Below are 17,678 nucleotides of genomic sequence, written 5' to 3'. Positions count from 1 at the left end.
GGCAAGCCTCTGGCAGGCTCCGGGCGTGCCCGCCCGCCACATCGACGCCGCCGAGCGCCGTGCCCGCCTCGCCGTCCGCCACCGGCTCACCCCGGCCACCCGGACGGACGACGTCGTCACCATCGCCGACGACCTCGCCGGGCTGCACTCCACCGACCCGGTCACCGTGCACATGTCCGCGGCGGCACGCATGCGACGGCCCGTGCTGCCCGCGGTCGACAAGGCGCTGTACGCGGACCGGACGCTGGTGCGCCACCACGCCATGCGGCGCACGCTGTGGGTGTTCGGGCACGACCTCGCGCGGGCGGCGCACCACTCGTCCACGCTCACGCTGGTCGCGCGGCAGCGCAAGCTGCTCCTCGACGCCGTCGCGGGGGCCGCGCTCGGCGCCGACCCGGAGCGCTGGGTCGCCGCCGCGTCCTCCGAGATCCTCGAGGTGCTCGCCGGCAAGGGCCCGCTGAGCGCGCGCGAGGTCGGGAAGCTGGTGCCGCACCTCGCCGTGCCGATCAGGATCGGCACCGGGCGGCAGGTCGCCGAGATGGCGGCGCACTCCCGGGTCCTGCTGGTGCTCGGGTTCGAGGGCAGGGTGCTGCGGGCCCAGCCCACCGGCACGTGGATCAACGGGCAGTACCGGTGGGCGGCGACGCACGCCTGGTCACCGGTGTTCTCCGAGCCCCTCGACCCGCACACCGCGGACGCCGCGCTCGCCCGTTCCTGGCTGCGGGCGTACGGGCCGGGCACCCGGCTCGACCTGCAGTGGTGGGCCGGCTGGACCGTCGCCACCACGAAGCGGGCACTCGCCGACGTCGGCGCCGTCGAGGTCGAGCTGGCCGAGGGCACCGGCTACGTGCTGCCCGACGACGTCGACCCGGCGGCGCCCGCCGAACCGTCCGTGGCGCTGCTGCCCGGGCTCGACCCCTCCACGATGGGCTGGAAGCAGCGCGACTTCCACCTCGACCCGGCGCACGGCCCGATCCTGTTCGACCGCAACGGCAACGGCGGCCCCACCATCTGGGTCGACGGCCGGATCGTCGGCGGCTGGGTGCAGCGCGCCGACGGCATCATCGCCGTGCGGGTGCTGGAGGACGTCGGCGCCGAGCGGCTCGCCGAGGTCGAGAGGAAGGCCCACGAGCTGGAGCGCCTGCTGGGCGAGGTCCGCTTCACCACGCGTTTCCCCGCCCCGCTGCAGACCGAGCTGCGGGCTTAGGAGCGCCCTGAACAACTCGGCCTACTGCGCGACGCCCAGGCGGCGCCCTCACCGCGTTGCCTCGGAGCGCCTCCGGTGGCGCCGCGCATCGCGCGGGGCCGCCGGTCCCGCGGGCATGATCACGGCCTCGGCGCGAGGGCGGCCACGGAAACGGGACCTGGCGTGCACATGTGAGCGTGATGCCCCGATCCTGGCAATCACGGCCGAGGGTCACCTCCGAGGCGACCACCCGGCCGCCGCTCGCTACGGCCGGAGTGGTTCACGACCCTCCTGAGCCAGCAGGCTCCGGTGCGCGGTCGCGGTGCCCGACACGGCCGCCACCAGCGTCTCGAACGTCGCCGGCTCGTCGGCCAGGGCCTCCGAGAGCAGCGGCACCACGTGCTCGCGCACCGGGAACGGGGAGAGCGCGCGCCGGTAGGCGTCCACCGAGGAGAAGCGGACGGTCAGCACCCAGCGGTCCGGCTCGTCGACCGAACGCCCGAACTCGCCGCCGAGACACCCGTCCGCGGCGGTGAGCAACTCCAGCGCGGCGCGGGCGCGGGCGAGGAGGTCGGGGGCGGTGGTGAACCGGCACACGAGCAGCACGCCCCCACCCTTCCAGCACGCGCCTACGATGGTGGCGCGGCCCGCATGCACTTCAGCACCGGGGAGCGCGGCCGCCGCTCCCGGGGATGGGGACGCCGATGTCGATCGTCGCAGGTGCGGGGCCCACCGGCCGAGACGCCGCCGATGCCGGGCCGGCCGCCGACGATCACGCGGAGCACGTGGCCGGCCGCCCGGGATCCATGCCGGCGCCGGTGTACACGACGCGCACCCTCGCGGCCGCCGGCGACCTGCTGCGGGCGCTGGCCGCCCCGGTCCGCATCTCGATCGTGCTGCAGCTGCTCGAGTCCGACCGCTGCGTGCACGACCTCGTCGACGCGCTGCGCGTCGCCCAGCCGCTCATCAGCCAGCACCTTCGGGTGCTGAAGTCGGCCGGCGTCGTGCGGGGTGAGCGCCGCGGCCGCGAGGTGGTGTACTCCCTGGTCGACGACCACCTCGCGCACATCGTGGTCGACGCGGTCGCACACGTCGAGGAGGGGCGATGAACACCGACACGAGGGGGCAGGCGCCCACCACCAGAGCGCTCCGCGCCACCCGGCAGCGGGCGGCAGTGTCGGCGCTGCTGGACCGGCTCGAGGACTTCCGCTCGGCCCAGGAGATCCACGAGGAGCTGCGCCGCACGGGCGAGGGCATCGGGCTCACCACCGTGTACCGCACGCTGCAGACCCTCGCCGACGGCGGCGAGGTCGACGTGCTGCGCACGGGGTCGGGCGAGGCCGTCTACCGGCGCTGCGCCTCCGTCGAGCACCACCACCACCTCGTCTGCCGCCGGTGCGGCCACACCGTCGAGATCGAGGGTCCCGCGGTGGAGACCTGGGCGCAGCGGGTGGCCGACGACCACGGGTTCGTGGAGCTGAGCCACACGGCCGAGGTCTTCGGCCTCTGCAAGGACTGCGGCGCCGCCCGCTGACGAGCCGTTGATCGCCGAGTTGGCGCGTTCCCGGGTCGAATTCGCCCGGGCTTGCGCCGAACCTTCGATCATGCACTCGCGTGGGCGGCGAGCAGCGCGGCGCGGATCTCCGCCACGACGTACCGCGGCCGGTCGACGAGGTCGTGCCAGGTGAAGCGCAGGAGTTTCCAGCCTGCGCGGACCAGAGCGTTCCCCTTACGCCTGTCCGCGCGGAAGCGGTCGACGTCCGAGTGATAGGCCCACCCGTCGACCTCGATCGCCAACTTCACGTCGAGGAACGCGAAGTCGATCGTCCAGCGCTCGAACGGCACCGCGCGCTGCCAGCCCGTGAGCGCGGCGCCGCGGAGAAGGCCCGTCATCCGCCGTTCCGCGGCCGAGTCGGCGCGGTCGGCGGCGGCTGCCAGGACGGCGCCGATGCGCGCGGCGCCGTAGGCGCCCATGTTCCGGCAGTAGGCCTGGTAGAGCTGGTCGAACCGGATGTGCTTCTGCAGGGCGCGGTCGAGGAACGCCGAACCGTCCGGAAGGAGGATCGCGGTCTCCAGTGCGGCAAGCGGTGCCGCCGCACACCAGATGCCGTCGATGCGGACCCGGTCGAGGTCAGCGAGGTCGCGACGACGAATCCGCACGCCCGGGTAGCCCCGCAGTCCGAGCCGCCTCGGTACGGTCACCGCGGTCTCGGCCGGCGCGGTGTCCAGCATCCCGTGCCACCACGCCGCAGCCGGGCCGCAGATGGTCGCGAACTCGCCGCCCCAGAGGGCAGCCGCTCGGACCCGTGCTCGGGCGGTGAGTCGGTGCCCAGCGGCGATGTAGACCCGCGGCGCGACCCGACCCCAACCCTGGTCACGGGCCCGCCGCCGCAGCACGCTTTCGTCGAGGCCGTGCTGGACCGCTTGGGCGGTGGTGATCAGGCCGTCCTGGCGAGCGACGAGCGCGAGGACGTCGGGCAGCGCAACCATGACTGGCAGGATCACCCGAACTACGAGCTCTCCGTGGGCGTTTCGACGAACTCGTCGTCATGATCGGGAAGTCGGAGCATTCGCGGGCGAAATCAGCCCGCGAACGCGCCGAACCCGTGATCAGCGCGGCCGCAACCCAATCGTGACGGCCCCTGGACCGCGGCAGCCTGCTGCGGGAGCATCGGGGATAGCCCCCGACCGGAGGGAGTTGACCTGCCGATGGAGGCGAAAGCGGGCGACCACATCGTGGTGGAAGGCACGGTCGTCGACCAGGGGCGGCGCGAGGGCGAGGTCCTCGAGGTGCTCGGAGCCGGCGAACGCACCTGCTACCGGGTGCGCTGGCAGGACGGCCACGAGTCCGTCTTCCAGCCCGGCCCGGGCGCGCACATCACGTCGCCGGGGTGAGCCGGGCTACTGGGCGGGCTGCTCGGGGAGCAGCGCCGCGCGGAGGCTCGAGGCCCCGCTCACCACGAGCATCAGCAGCGTTCCCATCGCCTTCTCGTCCAGGCCGGAGGCCGGGAACGCGTAGCGCCACGTGACGTCCCAGCCTGCGCTGCCGCGGATCACGCGTGCCGTGCCGAACAGGCCCTCGCCCATCCCGAGCGCCACCTGGCCGGGGATGTCGGACTCGATCGGCAGGTCCCATGCCACCACGCAGGTGAGGTTGAGGACCGGGAGACCCTCGTCCAGGTCCATGCCCTGCAGCGCGCACACGACGCCACCGTGGGCGAAGGTGAGCGCGCCGTCGTCGTCGGCGGTGACGTCGTGGAAACGCTCCAGTGCCGTGCGGGCCACCGCCAGCATCTCCGAGATCGCACCGGTCACGAGGCTGCCTCCGGGGTGTCGAGGGCGCCGCCGAACCGCCGGTCGCGCCGCGCGTAGATCTCGACCGCCTGCCACAGGTGGCGGCGGTCGAAGTCGGGGAAGAGCGTGTCCAGGAAGACCATCTCCGCGTACGCGGACTGCCAGAGCAGGAAGTTCGAGGTGCGCTGCTCGCCGGAGGATCGCACGAACAGGTCGACCTCGGGCATGTCGGGCTCGTCGAGGTGCCGTGCGATCGTGCGCTCGTCGATCTTGTCCGGCTTGAGCCTGCCCTCGGCGACCTGCCGGGCGATCTGCTTGACGGCGTCGGCGATCTCCGCGCGCCCACCGTAGTTGACGCACATGGTGAGCGTCAGGACGTCGTTGTCCTTCGTCTTCTCCTGGGCGATCTCCAGCTCCTTGATCACCGAGCGCCACAGCCGCGGGCGCCGCCCGGCCCAGCGCACCCGCACGCCCATCGCGCCCATCTCGTCCACGCGGCGGCGGATCACGTCCCGGTTGAAGCCCATGAGGAAGCGCACCTCGTCGGGGCTGCGCTTCCAGTTCTCCGTGGAGAACGCGTACGCCGAGAGCCACCGGACGCCGATGTCGATCGCGCCGCGGGCCACGTCCATCAGCGCGGCCTCGCCGCGGCGGTGCCCCTCGATCCGGGGCAGGCCACGCGCGTTGGCCCACCGGCCGTTGCCGTCCATGACCAGGGCGACGTGGTTGGGCACCAGCTCGCGTGGGATCGCCGGCGGACGGGCACCGGAGGGATGCGGCGGCGGAGGCTGGAACCGGCTCACGAACCAAACCCTAAGGGCGAGGGGTGTGGCGGACCTCAGGGTCCCTCCGGTGAGCGCCCCAGTCCGGGCAAACCGCCCATCCCTCTACCGTGTGAATCATGACCGCCCCCGCCCGAGCGCCCCGCCAGGAGAGGTTCGCCGCGTCCCTCGACGGCCCAGCCGCCCGCTGGCTGCGTTGTCGGGAAGCCCGAGTACGCCCGGTACGAGGACTTCCCTCCGCCTTGCCAGCGAACGGCTGGATCCGCCGATGAACGCACCAACCTCCCCTGGCGGGGCGCTGGAGCTGGACGGCATCGTCGGATGGGTCGTCGATCTGATGGAGACGCTCGGCGCGCCGGGCGTCGGCCTCGCGATCGCCCTCGAGAACCTGTTCCCGCCGCTGCCCAGCGAGGTGTTCCTGCCGCTCGCCGGGTTCGCCGCGTCCCGGGGCGACCTGAGCCTCGTCGCCGCGATCGTCTGGACGACCCTCGGGTCGGTGGTCGGCGCGCTCGCGCTGTACGGGCTCGGCGCCGCACTCGGCCGGAACCGGCTGCGCGCGATCGCCGACCGGATGCCGCTCGTGGACGTCGGGGACATCGACAAGGCGGAGGCGTGGTTCGCAAGGCACGGGGCGAAGGCGGTGTTCTTCGGGCGGATGGTGCCGCTGGTCCGCAGCATGATCTCGGTGCCGGCCGGGGTCGAGCGCATGAGCATCCCGCTCTTCCTCACGCTCACCGCCGCCGGGAGCCTGATCTGGAACTCGATCTTCGTGGTGTCCGGCTACCTGCTCGGCGAGAACTGGCACGTCGTCGAGAGCTACGCGGGCATCCTCTCCAAGGTCGTGCTCGGGGCGGTCGTGCTCGCGGTGGTGGTCTTCGTGGTCCTGCGGCTCCGGCGCCGGGGCGACGCGCCGACCGAGCCGGACGAGGCCCCCACCGAGCAGATCCCGGTGGTCCGGGTCCGGCGCCCCGAGCCGGCGCGGCTGTGGTCGGCCCAGCCGTCGTCGACGGAGTGGTCGGCGCAACCCACCCGGCGGCTCCCGGCGATCCGGCCCGACGCACCGCGCCGGCCACAGCGGTAGCGATCGTGCGGACGTGGGCACGCACCGGCGCGGGTCTCGCCCTCGGCGCCTGTTCCGCGGTGACGCACCTGCTCGGCGCGCTCCCGGTCGCTGCGGCCCTGCTCCTGCCCGGGCTCCGGCCACAGGTGGCCGCGGCGCTCCGGCGGCTCGCCGCGCTGGAACGCCGGAGGATCGTGACCCTGCTCGGCGGGATGGGCGCGGGCGCCGAGCCGTCCCCGGGGCGGGCTCTGCGCTACCTCGCCGCGCGGATCCCCGTCGGGCTCCTGGGCGGGGCGGTGCTGGCGCTGCTCGGCGCCGGCCTGATCTTCGCGGGCACGCTCCTCCAGTCGTGGGCAACGCAGACTCCTTGGTTGCTGGAGCGCGACCAGCCCGTCGTCGTGGGTGGCGGGCTGGTCGCTTACTACACGGCTCCCGGCGCGGTGCTGCTCTACCTCGCGCTCGCCGGCGCGGCGGGCGTGGCCCGCTGGGAACGCAGCCTGCTCGCTCGGCTGCTCGCGCCCTCTCGCGAGGAGCGGCTCGCGCAGCGCGTCGAGGAGCTCGCGCGCACCCGGGACGCGATCGTCGCGGCCGTCGACGACGAGCGGCGCCGCATCGAGCGTGACCTCCACGACGGCGTGCAGCAGCGGCTGGTGGCGCTCGGCATGCTGCTGGGCCGGGCCCGCCGGCACCCCGACCGCGCGGACGAGCTCGTCGCGCAGGCCCACGACGAGGCCCGGCGCGCGCTCGTGGAGCTGCGCGAGGTGTCGTGGCGCGTCTACCCGGCGGCGCTGGACACCGGCGGGCTCACGACGGCGCTGGAGTCGGTGGCCGAGCGGGCACCCCTGCCGGTCCGGATCCGCTGCGACCTGCCCGCGGAGCCGCCCGCTACCGTGCGCGCGGCGGCCTGGTTCGTCATCTCCGAGGCGGTGACGAACGCGGCCAAGCACTCGGGCGCGCTGCGGGTGGACGTGGAGGTGGCGACGGTGGACGGACGGCTGCGGGCCACGGTCCGCGACGACGGCTGCGGGGGCGCCGACCCGGCGGGCGGCGGCCTCGCCGGTCTGGCCCGCCGGGTCGCCGCCGCGGACGGCGCCTTCACCGTGGACAGCCCGCCGGGCGGGCCGACCGTCGTCACCGCGGAGCTGCCGTGCGCGTGACGATCGCCGAGGACTCGGCGCTGCTGCGCGAGGGGCTCGTCCGCCTGCTGGTCGACGAGGGCCACGAGGTGGTGGCCGCGGTCGGCGACGCCCGGGCCCTGCTGGGGGCGGTCGAGCGGGAGCAGCCCGATGTCGTCGTCGCCGACGTGCGCATGCCACCCAGCCACAGCGACGAGGGCGTGGTCGCGGCACTGGAGATCCGGCGGCGGTGGCCGCGGGTCGGGGTGCTGGTGCTGTCGCAGTACGTCGAGCGCCGGCACACCGCGCAGCTGATCGGCGACGACGGCGGCCGCGTCGGGTACCTGCTCAAGGACCGCGTGGCCGAGGTGGGCGAGTTCCTGGACGCGCTGGAGCGGGTCGGCGCCGGCGGGGCGGCGTTCGACCCGGAGGTGGTGCGGCAGTTGCTCGCCGCCGGTCGCCGCGCCGACCCGCTCTCCCGTCTCACCCCCCGCGAACGCGACGTGCTCGACGCCATGGCCGAGGGACTCACCAACGCCGGGACGGCCGAACGGCTGCGGATGTCGGTCAGCGCCGTGGAGAAGCACGTCGCGTCGATCTTCGGGAAGCTGGGCATCCCGGAGACGGCGGGCTACAGCCGGCGGGTGCTGGCGGTGCTGCGGTACCTGGGCTCCTGACCCCGGCCGAGCCTGGACGCCGTTCTCCGCGGGGAGTACGGTCGCCCCTATATTCATCAACCGATGAAAAAGGGGGATCACGATGAGCGAGCGCACGACCTGCGCCGTCGTCGGCGGCGGACCGGCCGGCATGGTGCTCGGCCTCCTGCTCGCCCGGGCGGGCGTCGACGTCACGGTCCTGGAGAAGCACGGCGACTTCCTGCGCGACTTCCGCGGGGACACCGTCCACCCGTCCACGCTGCAGCTGCTCGACGAGCTCGGGCTCGGCGGGCGCTTCGCCGACATCCCGCACAGCGAGGTGCGCGAGATCGCCTTCCCGTTCCCCGACGGGTCCCGGGTCGTCATCGGCGACCTGCGGCGGCTCAGGGTCGCTCACCCCTACATCGCGATGGTCCCCCAGTGGGACCTGCTGAACCTGCTCGCCGAGGCGGGAGCGGAGGAGCCGACGTTCACGCTGCGGATGCGCGCCGAGGTCACCGAGCTGGTCCGCGAGGGCGGGCGCGTGCGCGGTGTGCGCTACCGCACGGAGGACGGCGAGCTCCACGAGCTGCAGGCCGACGTCACGGTGGCCTGCGACGGCCGCTGGTCGATCGCCCGCGCCCAGGCCGAGCTGCAACCCAAGGAGCTGCCGGTGCCGATCGACACCTGGTGGTTCCGGCTGCCCCGCAGGCCGGGCGACGACCCGGGAGCCCTGACGCCGGTCGTGCGCAGCCGCCGCTTCGTGCTGGTGATCCCGCGGGAGGACTTCCTCCAGCTCGCGTACTTCGGCCGGAAGGGCAGCGACGCCCAGCTCCGCGAGCGCGGCGTCGAGTGGTTCCGCCAGGAGATCGCCGCCACCGTCCCGTGGCTCGCGGACCGGGTCGGCGAGCTGGAGTCGATGGACGACGTCAAGCACCTCGACGTCCGGTTGAACCGGCTGAACCGCTGGCACGTCGACGGGCTGCTGTGCATCGGGGACGCGGCGCACGCGATGTCCCCGATCGGCGGGGTCGGGATCAACCTCGCCGTTCAGGACGCCGTCGCCGCGGCCACCCTGCTCGCCGGGCCGCTGCGGCGCAACGACGTCGGCACGGACGTGCTGGCCGGCATCCGGAGGCGGAGGCTGGTGCCGACGATCGCCGTGCAGACCCTGCAGCAGACCCTGCACCGCGTCGTCCTGCAACCGATCCTCGACGGGGAGCGGCAGGGTCCGCCGAAGCCCGTCCTCGCGCTGCTGAAGGCGATCCCGGCGGCGTCGTTCGTGCCGGCGTACCTGATCGGGGTGGGCCTGCGCCCGGAACACGCCCCGGCGTTCGCCCGGCGGGCGCCGAGCCCTACGTCATAGCCCGGCGTTCCACCAGCGGCAGCGACCGCAACTGCCGTTCCAGGTGCCACTGCAGGTGGGCGGCCACGAGCCCGCTGGTGTCGCGACGGGTCACGCCGGTGGCGGAGTCGGCGGTGTCCCAGTCACCGTGCAGCAGCGCGTCGAGCAGCGTGAACGTCTCCTGCGACGGCCGTACCGAGCCGGGTGGACGGCAGCGCGGGCACACCGCTCCCCCGGCGGCGATGTTGAACGCGGCGTGCGGTCCGGGCTCGGCGCAGCGGGCGCACTCGGAGATCGCGGGCGCCCACCCGGCGTGGGTCATCGCGCGCAGCAGGAACGCGTCGAGCACGAGCGACGGGTCCCGCTCCCGGCCGGCCAGCGCCCGCACCGCCCCGACGAGCAGCAGGTAGACCCGCAACGCGGGCTCGCCCTCCTCGGCGACGAGCCGGTCGGCCGTCTCCAGCATCGCGCAGCCGGTCGTGTAGCGGGCGTAGTCGCCGATGATCCCCGCGCCGAACGCGTCGACGGTCTCGGCCTGGGTGATGATGTCGAGCGAACGCCCGGTGTAGCACTGGAGGTCGACGTGGTTGAACGGCTCCAGCCGCGCCCCCCAGCGCGACCTGGTGCGCCGCACGCCCTTCGCCACCGTGCGGACCTTGCCGCGGCGGCGGGTGAGCAGCGTGACGATCCGGTCGGCCTCGCCCAGCTTCTGCACCCGCAGCACGAGGCCGGTGTCACGCCACAGGGTCACCGGACCAGACTACGACCGGCCTGCGCTTGACACCGCCTCCCCACACCGGGTGAGGTGACCCTAACTCGATCCGAGGAGGCCAGGTGACCCACGTCGTGCCCGAGCACCAGCGTGCCGCGGCGGAACGCACCCTCGCGGCTACACCGGGGGTGCGGGGCGAGCCGAGCGACGCGGAGCGCTCCCGCACGCTGATCGCCGCCGTCCGCACCGGCTCGCTGGCCACGATCGGAGAGGGCGGTTTCCCGTTCGGCTCGCTCGTCTCGCACGCGCTGGACCCGGCGGGACGACCGTTGCTGCTGCTGAGCGACCTGGCCGAGCACAGCCGCAACCTCGCCGCGGACCCGAGGGCGTCGCTGATGGCGACGGAGGTGGGAGCGGGCGACCCGCTCGCACTGGCGAGGGTCACCGTGATCGGCCGCGTCGGGGAGCTGCTGGGCGACGAACGCGCGGCCGCCCTCGAGACGTACCGGGCCGCCCAGCCCGGCGCGTTCTACGCCGGGTTCGCCGACTTCCGGCTCTACCGGCTCGACGTCGAGTCCGTCCGCTACGTGGGCGGCTTCGGCCGGATGAGCTGGGTGGACGCCGCGGGCTACGCCGAAGCCGAGCCCGACCCGCTGCGCCCGCACGCCGAGCGGATCATCGCGCACATGAACGACGACCACACCGAGGCGCTGGTGTTGTTCTGCCGCCGGTTCGCCGAGCGGCCCGACACCACCACGGCCCGGATGGTGGCCGTCGACCGTTACGGCTTCGCCGTGCTCGCCGCCGACGAGCCGGGCGGCCAGGAGACCGCGGTGCGCCTGCCGTTCGACGAGCGCACCGACACCCCGGACGCCGCCCGCAAGGCGATGGTGGAACTCGTGCGCCGGGCGCGGGCCGCGTAGGGGCCCTCCTCTCAGGCTGACGCCGCTGCGTGGCAGGCGCCCCGCCCCTCGGCGTGCGCCACCACCCGGCCGTTCGCGATGCGCACGGCCGCCTCGGTGGCGTCGCTGACCACCCGCTCGCCGACCGCCGCCGCAACGGCTCCCGTCGGGTCGTGCACCACCTGGAGCCCCGGCCACGCCGACTCGGGGAAGGCCGGTCGGATGCACCGGCACACGTCGCCGACCACCAGCCGGGCGAGCGGCGCCAGCTCGCCGGGATCGCTCGACACCAGCACCGCCGTGACCGTCGAACCGGGCGGGGCCGCCCGCACCGCCTCCTCCACGGCCACGAGCCGGTGCAGGCCGAGCACCGCGACGACGCCGTCGTCGGCGAGGCGGGCCGGCGTGCCGCGGACGGCGTCGACCGCCGCCGGGGGGTCCCACGGCCGGCCGGCCGGGCGCGCGCGGGGCACGTACGGCAGGTGCGGCGGGGCCCACTCGTCCCTGCGCCCGCTGCCGAGTTCGAGGTCGGCGAGCCCTTCGCAGGCGCTGACGACGTCGAACGGGTCGGCGAAGCCAGGCGCCGCGGCGGCGAGCTGGGCGGCCCCGTGCAACGTGGTGAGCGCGACCTCGGCGGCCCGCACCCGCCGGCCCGCCTGCGACGGCCCGTGCATCCGCTCCAACGCGAGCCCGAGCAGGACCGCGTCCAGGGCCATGAGCTGGGCGAACGGTGTGCGGGTGCGCTCGTCGGCCAGCACCTCGGGCAGGAGGTCGGCCCCGAGCGGCACCCCGTTGTCGGGGTCGGGATCCGCGGTCGCGAGGGGCAGGCGTCCGACCCAGGCCCTGGCGAACGCGCCGAGCGCGGTGCGGGCCGTGGTGCCGGGCACGACCTGTGGGATCGCGGCCCGCTCGGCCTCGGCGGCCAGGACGGCGAGGTAGAGGGCCCGCTTGCCCGGGAAGTTGGAGTAGACCGCGCCCCGGGTGAGCTCGGCGCGCTCGGCGATGACGTCGATCTTGGCGTCACGGAAGCCGCGTTCCAGGAACTCGGTGCGGGCCGACGCCAGTACCCGCTCGCGGGTGCGCTCCTGCGCCTGGGCCCTCGTGAGCCGGCCCATCGCCCTCCCACCGTTTGCCGATCTCCGTCGGGCGGATGATACGTTCGCCATTCAGATGACGAGAACATCTGATTATGCCATCCAGGAGGCGCCGTGTCCGACCTGCCCGAGATCGACCTCACCGACCCCGCCGTGCTGCGCGACCCCTTCACCGCTCACGGGCGGGCACGGGAGCGGTCACCGCTGGTCCGGCTCCTCGTGCCCGGCATGTCGCCGATGTGGGGCATCACGCGCCACGCCGAGGCACGGACGGTGCTCTCCGACCCGGCCCGGTTCGCCCTCGGCCCGGCCACGTTCGCCCTCAAGCCGGACGTGTCCGCGGATCTGGCGCCCTACCTGCGGTCGATGCAGGAGATGGAAGGGCCCGAGCACGCGCGCCTGCGCCGGCTGGTGGCGCCGGCGTTCACCCCGCGGCGTGCCGCCGAGTTCCGGCCGCGGATCGAGGCGATCGTCGAGGGCCTCCTCGACGACCTCTACGCGCACGCCGCGGACGGCCCGGCCGACCTGCTCGCGCACCTCGCCCGGCCGCTGCCGATGGCCGTGATCTGCGAGCTCGTCGGCATCCCGGGGCCGGACCGGCCGCGCTGGCGGGAGTACGGGGAGGGGGTCGCGGCCGGAGCAGGGGCCGCGTTCGCCGACGCGATGCCCGGCATCATCGAGGGGGCGAAGGCGGCGGTCGCCGCCCGCCGCGCCGATCCCCGTGACGACCTCGTCTCCGACCTGGTCCGCGCCCAGGACGAGGACGGCGATCGGCTCGCCGACGTCGAGCTGGTCGCGCTCGTCTGGCAGCTCGTCCTGGGTGGTCAGACCCCGACGAACCTCCTCGCCAACGGCGTCGAGACGCTCCTCGCCCACCCCGACCAGCTCGCCGCGCTCCGCGCCGACCCCGGGCTCGCCCCGCGGGCCGTCGAGGAGCTGATGCGCTGGTGCGGCCCGCAACTGCTGGCGTTCCCGCGGTTCACGACGCAGGACGTGGAGCTGTCCGGGCTGCGGATCCCGCAGGGGCAACCGGTCGTCGCGGTGATCGCGGCCGCCAACCGCGACCCGCGCGCGTTCCCCGACGCCGACACCCTCGACGTCACCCGCGAGCACCCCGCGCCCCACCTCGGCTTCGCCCACGGCCCGCACTTCTGCCTGGGCGCCGCGTTCGCGCGGGTGCAGACCCAGGTGGCCCTGACGGCGCTCCTGCGCCGCGCCCCGGGCCTCGCGCGGGCCGGCGAGGCCCGGCGCGCCCCCGACGGCGGCACCTGGCGGCTGGCCGCCCTCCCGGTGACGTTCTGAGCCCCGGACGCCAGCATGGTGGCTTTACTGCGGTGCTATGCCGGTAAAGCCACCATGCTGACGTCAGAAGCCCAGCTTGCGCAGCTGCCTCGGGTCCCGCTGCCAGTCCTTTGCGATCTTCACGTGCAGGTCCAGGTAGATCTTCGTACCCAGCAGCGCCTCGATCTGCCTTCGCGCGTCGGCACCCACCTGCCGCAGCCGGGCGCCACCCTTGCCGATCACGATGCCCTTCTGGCTGGACCGCTCGACGTAGAGGTTGGCGTGCACGTCCAGGAGATCGTCGCGGCCCTCGCGCGGCACCATCTCCTCGATCACCACGGCGATCGAGTGCGGCAGCTCGTCGCGCACGCCCTCGAGCGCGGCCTCGCGGATCAGCTCCGCGACGAGCGTCTCCTCCGGCTCGTCGGTGAGCTCGCCGTCCGGGTACAGCGGCGGGCCCTCGGGGAGGCGGGCGACGAGCAGGTCGGCCAGCAGATCGACCTGGAACCCGTCGACCGCTGAGCAGGGCACGACCTCGGCGAACTCCATGAGCCCGCTCAACTGGGTGAGCCGCTCGGCGACCTGCTCGGGCCGGGCGATGTCGGTCTTCGTGACGACGCCCAGCACCGGGGTGCGGCCGGCGACCGAGCGCAGCTCGTTCACGATGAACTCGTCGCCGCGCCCGACGGGCTGGTCGGCCGGCACGCAGAAGCCGATCACGTCGACCTCCGCCCACGTCTCGCGCACGACGTCGTTGAGCCGGCTGCCGAGCAGCGTGCGCGGCTTGTGCAGGCCCGGCGTGTCGACGACGACGAGCTGGGCGTCCGCGCGGTGCAGGATGCCGCGGATCGCGTGCCGGGTGGTCTGGGGGCGGCTCGACGTGATCGCGATCTTCTGCCCGATCAGCGCGTTGGTCAGCGTCGACTTGCCGGCGTTCGGCCGGCCGACGAAGCAGGCGAAGCCGGATCGGAAACCCTCCGGGACCTGGGCGAATCCGCTCATCGCTCGGCCTCGCTGCGCTCGGCCGGCGCTTCGCGCGGGCGCTGTGACACTGGTTCGCTCGCACGCTCGCTCACAGCGGCGCGAGCTTCTCGCCGGTGAGCTTCTCGAGGATCTCCCGGCCGATCGGCAGCGCCGCGGTGGCCGCGGGCGAGGGCGCGTTCAGCACGTGCAGCACCGAGCCCGCACCCGACCCCTGCTCGACGAACAGGAAGTCGTCGACGAGCGTGCCGTCGGCCTTCACGGCCTGCGCGCGCACGCCCGCGCCCGCCCGGTGCAGGTCCTCCGCGCGCACGTCGGGGAGCATCCGCTGGATCTGCTTGACCATCGCCGCGCGGGAGAGCGACCGGTGCATCTCGCCGAACCCGTACTTCCAGTGCTGCTTGGCGATCTTGAGCATGCCCGGGTAGGTGGCCGTCGCCAGGAACTCCTTGGGCTTGACCACGCCCCAGGAGTACCCCTCGCGGGCCAGTGCGAGCACCGCGTTCGGGCCGGCGTGCACGTGCCCGTCGACGCCGCGGGTGGCGTGCACACCGAGGAACGGGAACGCCGGGTCGGGCACCGGGTAGATCAGGCCCTTCACCATCCCGGCGGCCCGGTCGCTGAAGCCGGAGTACTCACCGCGGAACGGGATGATCCGCACACCGGGGTCGGCACCGGCCGCCTTGGCGACCTCGTCGCAGCGCAGGCCCGCGCAGACGACGACCTGCTTGCCGAGCAGGTCGCCGGTCTCGGTGCGCACCACGACGTCGTCCGCGCGGCGGGCGATCGCGGTCACGGGCCGGTTCAGGTGGATCTCGCCACCCTCCTTGCCGACCAGCTCGCCGATCTTCTCCGCGACCGCGCGGTAGTCGGTGACGCCCGTGGACGGGACGAACAGCGCGGCGATCCCACGGACGTGCGGCTCGTGCTCGCGCATGCCGGCCTGGTCGAGCTCGTGGTTCTCCACGCCGTTGGCATCGCCGCGCCGCTTGAGCTCCGCCATCCGCGGCAGCTCCTCCCGCTCGGTGGCGACCACGAGCTTCCCCGTGACCTCGTGCGGCAGGTCGTGCTCCCGGCAGAACGCCACCGTCTCGGCGCAGCCGGCCACCGCGAGGCGCGCCTTGTAGCCGCCCGGGGCGTAGTAGAGCCCGGAGTGGATGACGTTGGAGTTGTTGCCGGTCTGGTGGCGGGCGAGCTGCGGCTCGCGCTCGACGACGGCGACGGAACGCCCGGTGCGGGCCACCGCGTGCGCGGTGGCGAGGCCGACGATGCCGCCGCCGACCACGACGACGTCGAACGAGGGGGTGGTCATGAATTGATCTCCAGACGAAGGGTCTCGACGACGGGGTCACCCGGAACGGGCATCGCTCTCCTCCCGCCGGGCGCCGTCCTCGTCGGGCGCCGGTTGTTCGACGGGCTCCACCAGCACCGTGTTGATCCGCACGCGACCGCGGGCGTCCTTGCCACCCTCGGCCAGTAGCCGCAGGCCGGCCACCTCGGTCTCGGCGCCGGGCAGCGGAACCCGGCCGAGCTGCTGGGCGAGCAGCCCGCCGACCGTGTCGACGTCGGCGGCCGCCAACACCTCGCCGAGGTCGTCCTCCTGCCCGTCGACGCCGTCGGGGCCGGCGAAGAGCTCGAGGAGGTCCTCCACCGGGAGGCGCGCCGACACCCGCAGGCGCCCCTCGTCCAGCTCCTGGACGTCGGGCACCTCCGCGGTGTCGTACTCGTCGGTGATCTCGCCGACGATCTCCTCGAGGATGTCCTCGATCGTCACGACTCCCGCGGTGCCGCCGTACTCGTCCACCACGATCGCCATGTGGTTGCGTGCGGCCTGCATCTCCTTCAGCAGCTCGTCCACGCGCTTGGTGTCGGGCACGAGCGCCGCGGGTCGCATGACGTCGACCAGCGGGGCGTCCGGCTGCTCGACCTGCGCGCGCACGAGGTCCTTGAGGTAGGTGACACCGATGATGTCGTCGATGTTCTCGCCGAGCACCGGGATGCGCGAGTAGCCGCTCTTCAGGGCGAGCCGCAGCACCTTGTCCACCGGCGTGTCCCGAAGGGTCCACACGACGTCCGGCCGCGGCACCATCACCTCGCGCACGATCGTGTCACCCAGCTCGAACACCGAGTGGATCATCTGCCGCTCGTCCTCGTCGACGACGCCGCTGGTGCTGGCCATGTCGACGAGCTCGCGCAGCTCCACCTCGGAGGAGAACGGACCCTGGCGGAAGCCCTGCCCCGGCGTGATCGCGTTGCCGACCAGGATCAGCAGCTTCGTGAGCGGCCCCAGCAGCGTCGCGAGCGCCCGCACGGGGGCGGCGACCAGCATCCCGATCCGGTACGGGTGCTGGCGGCCGAGCGTGCGGGGGCCGACGCCGATGAGCACGTAGCTCACCACGACCATGATCGCGGCCGCCGTGAGCCCGCCCGCCCAGTCGCGGTCGAAGATCTGGATCAGCGCGATCGCCAGCAGCACGGTGGCGCCCGTCTCGGCGGCCAGCCGCAGCAGCAGGAGCAGGTTGACGTGCCGCGGGCGGTCGGCGGCGACGACGGCGAGCGCGCGCGAGCCGGGTCGGCCCGCGCGCACGAGCGCGTCGACCCGGGCCCGCGACACCGTGTTGAGGGCCGCGTCGGCGGCGGCGAACAGCCCGGCGAGCGGGACCAGCAGGACCGCGGTGACGATCAGCGGCAGGGTGCCGTCCACCGGGCTCAGGAATCCTCGAGGCCCGCGGTGCCGAGCACCGCGGAGTCGCTCCGCTGCCGCGCGGCCTCGGCGGCGACCTTCTCGCGCGCGGCCCGCCAGTCGGAGAGCAGCTTGGCCTGCAGGCCGAACATCTCCCGCTCCTGCTCCGGCTCGGCGTGGTCGTACCCGAGGAGGTGCAGCACGCCGTGCACGGTGAGCAGGTGCAGCTCGTCGGCGAGCGGGTGACCGGCCTTCTGGGCCTGCGCCTTGGCGAAGTCCGGGCAGAGCACGATGTCGCCGAGCAGCGCGGGCCCGGTGTCGGGGGCGTCGGGGCGGCGGGACTCCTCGGCCAGCTCGTCCATCGGGAACGACAGGACGTCGGTGGGCCCGGGCTCGTCCATCCAGCGCTCGTGCAGCTCGCTCATGACCTCCTCGGTCACGACGAGGATCGACAGCTCCGCGGCGGGGTTGACGTGCATCGCATCGAGGGAGAAGCGCGCCACCGAGGCCAGCAGCGACTCGTCGACGGGCACGCCCGACTCGTTGCACACCTCGATCGACACGTGTTTCCCCTGCTCCACTCGCTTACCGGACAACCAGCCTAGACC

At 73.9% G+C, this 17,678-nt stretch carries 20 protein-coding genes; 10 read left to right on the top strand and 10 right to left on the bottom strand.

The features are described 5' to 3' along the window. Positions 1-25 precede the first annotated feature (25 nt). Positions 26-1,207 carry a winged helix DNA-binding domain-containing protein gene (locus tag ACU436_RS16585; protein ID WP_459026197.1) on the top strand — a complete coding sequence of 394 codons (1,182 nt, stop codon included), beginning with the start codon at positions 26-28 and terminating at the stop codon, positions 1,205-1,207. Between the two features lie 243 nt (positions 1,208-1,450). On the opposite strand, the gene ACU436_RS16580 is transcribed toward ACU436_RS16585, so the two are convergent. Next, the gene (locus ACU436_RS16580; RefSeq protein WP_459026195.1) at positions 1,451-1,792 is read right to left on the bottom strand and encodes an antibiotic biosynthesis monooxygenase family protein; all 342 of its coding nucleotides are present in this window, start codon (positions 1,790-1,792) and stop codon (positions 1,451-1,453) included. A gap of 98 nt (positions 1,793-1,890) precedes the next feature. Between ACU436_RS16580 and ACU436_RS16575 the strand changes: the two genes are divergently transcribed. Both ACU436_RS16575 and ACU436_RS16570 read left to right on the top strand, forming a co-directional pair. Beyond that, complete coding sequence (locus ACU436_RS16575) at positions 1,891-2,295, top strand: ArsR/SmtB family transcription factor (RefSeq protein WP_459026193.1); 405 nt, start codon at positions 1,891-1,893, stop codon at positions 2,293-2,295. Continuing rightward, a complete protein-coding gene (locus ACU436_RS16570; RefSeq protein ID WP_459026191.1) occupies positions 2,292-2,720 on the top strand; it encodes a Fur family transcriptional regulator in 429 nt (142 codons plus the stop codon). The genes ACU436_RS16575 and ACU436_RS16570 overlap by 4 nt, the downstream gene beginning before the upstream one ends. A gap of 68 nt (positions 2,721-2,788) precedes the next feature. Here ACU436_RS16570 and ACU436_RS16565 read toward each other — a convergent pair whose 3' ends face one another. Next, entirely contained in the window at positions 2,789-3,676 is an 888-nt protein-coding gene (locus ACU436_RS16565) for a DUF559 domain-containing protein (protein ID WP_459026189.1), read from the bottom strand. Positions 3,677-3,895: 219 nt separating this feature from the next. Here ACU436_RS16565 and ACU436_RS16560 point away from each other — a divergent pair, with 219 nt between their 5' ends. Beyond that, a complete protein-coding gene (locus ACU436_RS16560; RefSeq protein WP_459026187.1) occupies positions 3,896-4,081 on the top strand; it encodes a DUF1918 domain-containing protein in 186 nt (61 codons plus the stop codon). A 6-nt stretch (positions 4,082-4,087) separates the two neighbouring features. Here the strand turns inward: ACU436_RS16560 and ACU436_RS16555 are convergent, their stop codons facing one another. Next, positions 4,088-4,480: a hypothetical protein gene (locus tag ACU436_RS16555; protein ID WP_459027013.1), complete on the bottom strand. Its 393-nt coding sequence runs from the start codon at positions 4,478-4,480 to the stop codon at positions 4,088-4,090. Between the two features lie 17 nt (positions 4,481-4,497). Further along, complete coding sequence (locus ACU436_RS16550; RefSeq protein WP_459026185.1) at positions 4,498-5,283, bottom strand: isoprenyl transferase; 786 nt, start codon at positions 5,281-5,283, stop codon at positions 4,498-4,500. Positions 5,284-5,530: 247 nt separating this feature from the next. On the opposite strand from ACU436_RS16550, the gene ACU436_RS16545 reads away from it, so the two are divergent. From ACU436_RS16545 to ACU436_RS16530, 4 genes are all read left to right on the top strand, one after another. Then, positions 5,531-6,343 carry a DedA family protein gene (locus tag ACU436_RS16545; RefSeq protein WP_459026183.1) on the top strand — a complete coding sequence of 271 codons (813 nt, stop codon included), beginning with the start codon at positions 5,531-5,533 and terminating at the stop codon, positions 6,341-6,343. Between the two features lie 5 nt (positions 6,344-6,348). Then, positions 6,349-7,479, top strand: coding sequence for a sensor histidine kinase (locus ACU436_RS16540; protein WP_459026181.1), 1,131 nt, complete (start codon positions 6,349-6,351; stop codon positions 7,477-7,479). Then, complete coding sequence (locus ACU436_RS16535; RefSeq protein ID WP_459026179.1) at positions 7,470-8,114, top strand: response regulator transcription factor; 645 nt, start codon at positions 7,470-7,472, stop codon at positions 8,112-8,114. Before ACU436_RS16540 ends, ACU436_RS16535 begins: the two co-directional genes overlap by 10 nt. Before the next feature lie 82 nt (positions 8,115-8,196). Further along, positions 8,197-9,438, top strand: coding sequence for an FAD-dependent oxidoreductase (locus ACU436_RS16530; protein WP_459026178.1), 1,242 nt, complete (start codon positions 8,197-8,199; stop codon positions 9,436-9,438). Here the strand turns inward: ACU436_RS16530 and recO are convergent. After that, positions 9,428-10,168, bottom strand: coding sequence for a DNA repair protein RecO (recO, locus tag ACU436_RS16525; protein WP_459026177.1), 741 nt, complete (start codon positions 10,166-10,168; stop codon positions 9,428-9,430). The genes ACU436_RS16530 and recO overlap by 11 nt on opposite strands. Positions 10,169-10,251: 83 nt before the next feature. On the opposite strand from recO, the gene ACU436_RS16520 reads away from it, so the two are divergent. Then, positions 10,252-11,052, top strand: a complete 801-nt coding sequence (locus tag ACU436_RS16520) for a HugZ family pyridoxamine 5'-phosphate oxidase (protein ID WP_459026176.1) — start codon at positions 10,252-10,254, stop codon at positions 11,050-11,052. An 11-nt stretch (positions 11,053-11,063) separates the two neighbouring features. On the opposite strand, the gene ACU436_RS16515 is transcribed toward ACU436_RS16520, so the two are convergent. Then, positions 11,064-12,146: a TetR/AcrR family transcriptional regulator gene (locus tag ACU436_RS16515; protein ID WP_459026174.1), complete on the bottom strand. Its 1,083-nt coding sequence runs from the start codon at positions 12,144-12,146 to the stop codon at positions 11,064-11,066. 93 nt (positions 12,147-12,239) lie between these two features. Here ACU436_RS16515 and ACU436_RS16510 point away from each other — a divergent pair, with 93 nt between their 5' ends. Beyond that, entirely contained in the window at positions 12,240-13,427 is a 1,188-nt protein-coding gene (locus tag ACU436_RS16510; RefSeq protein WP_459026173.1) for a cytochrome P450 family protein, read from the top strand. Positions 13,428-13,490: 63 nt separating this feature from the next. Here ACU436_RS16510 and era read toward each other — a convergent pair whose 3' ends face one another. From era to ybeY, 4 genes are all read right to left on the bottom strand, one after another. Beyond that, complete coding sequence (gene era, locus ACU436_RS16505) at positions 13,491-14,408, bottom strand: GTPase Era (protein WP_459026171.1); 918 nt, start codon at positions 14,406-14,408, stop codon at positions 13,491-13,493. A 70-nt stretch (positions 14,409-14,478) separates the two neighbouring features. Then, complete coding sequence (gene lhgO, locus ACU436_RS16500; protein ID WP_459026170.1) at positions 14,479-15,699, bottom strand: L-2-hydroxyglutarate oxidase; 1,221 nt, start codon at positions 15,697-15,699, stop codon at positions 14,479-14,481. Between the two features lie 36 nt (positions 15,700-15,735). Beyond that, positions 15,736-17,091, bottom strand: coding sequence for a hemolysin family protein (locus ACU436_RS16495; protein ID WP_459026168.1), 1,356 nt, complete (start codon positions 17,089-17,091; stop codon positions 15,736-15,738). 5 nt (positions 17,092-17,096) lie between these two features. After that, a complete protein-coding gene (ybeY, locus tag ACU436_RS16490; protein ID WP_459026166.1) occupies positions 17,097-17,633 on the bottom strand; it encodes an rRNA maturation RNase YbeY in 537 nt (178 codons plus the stop codon). Positions 17,634-17,678: the final 45 nt, after the last annotated feature.

Source organism: Pseudonocardia wallangbongensis (assembly GCF_054486945.1).
The sequence above is the reverse complement of the archived record's forward strand: the minus strand, read 5'-3'. Positions and strand labels throughout refer to the sequence as shown.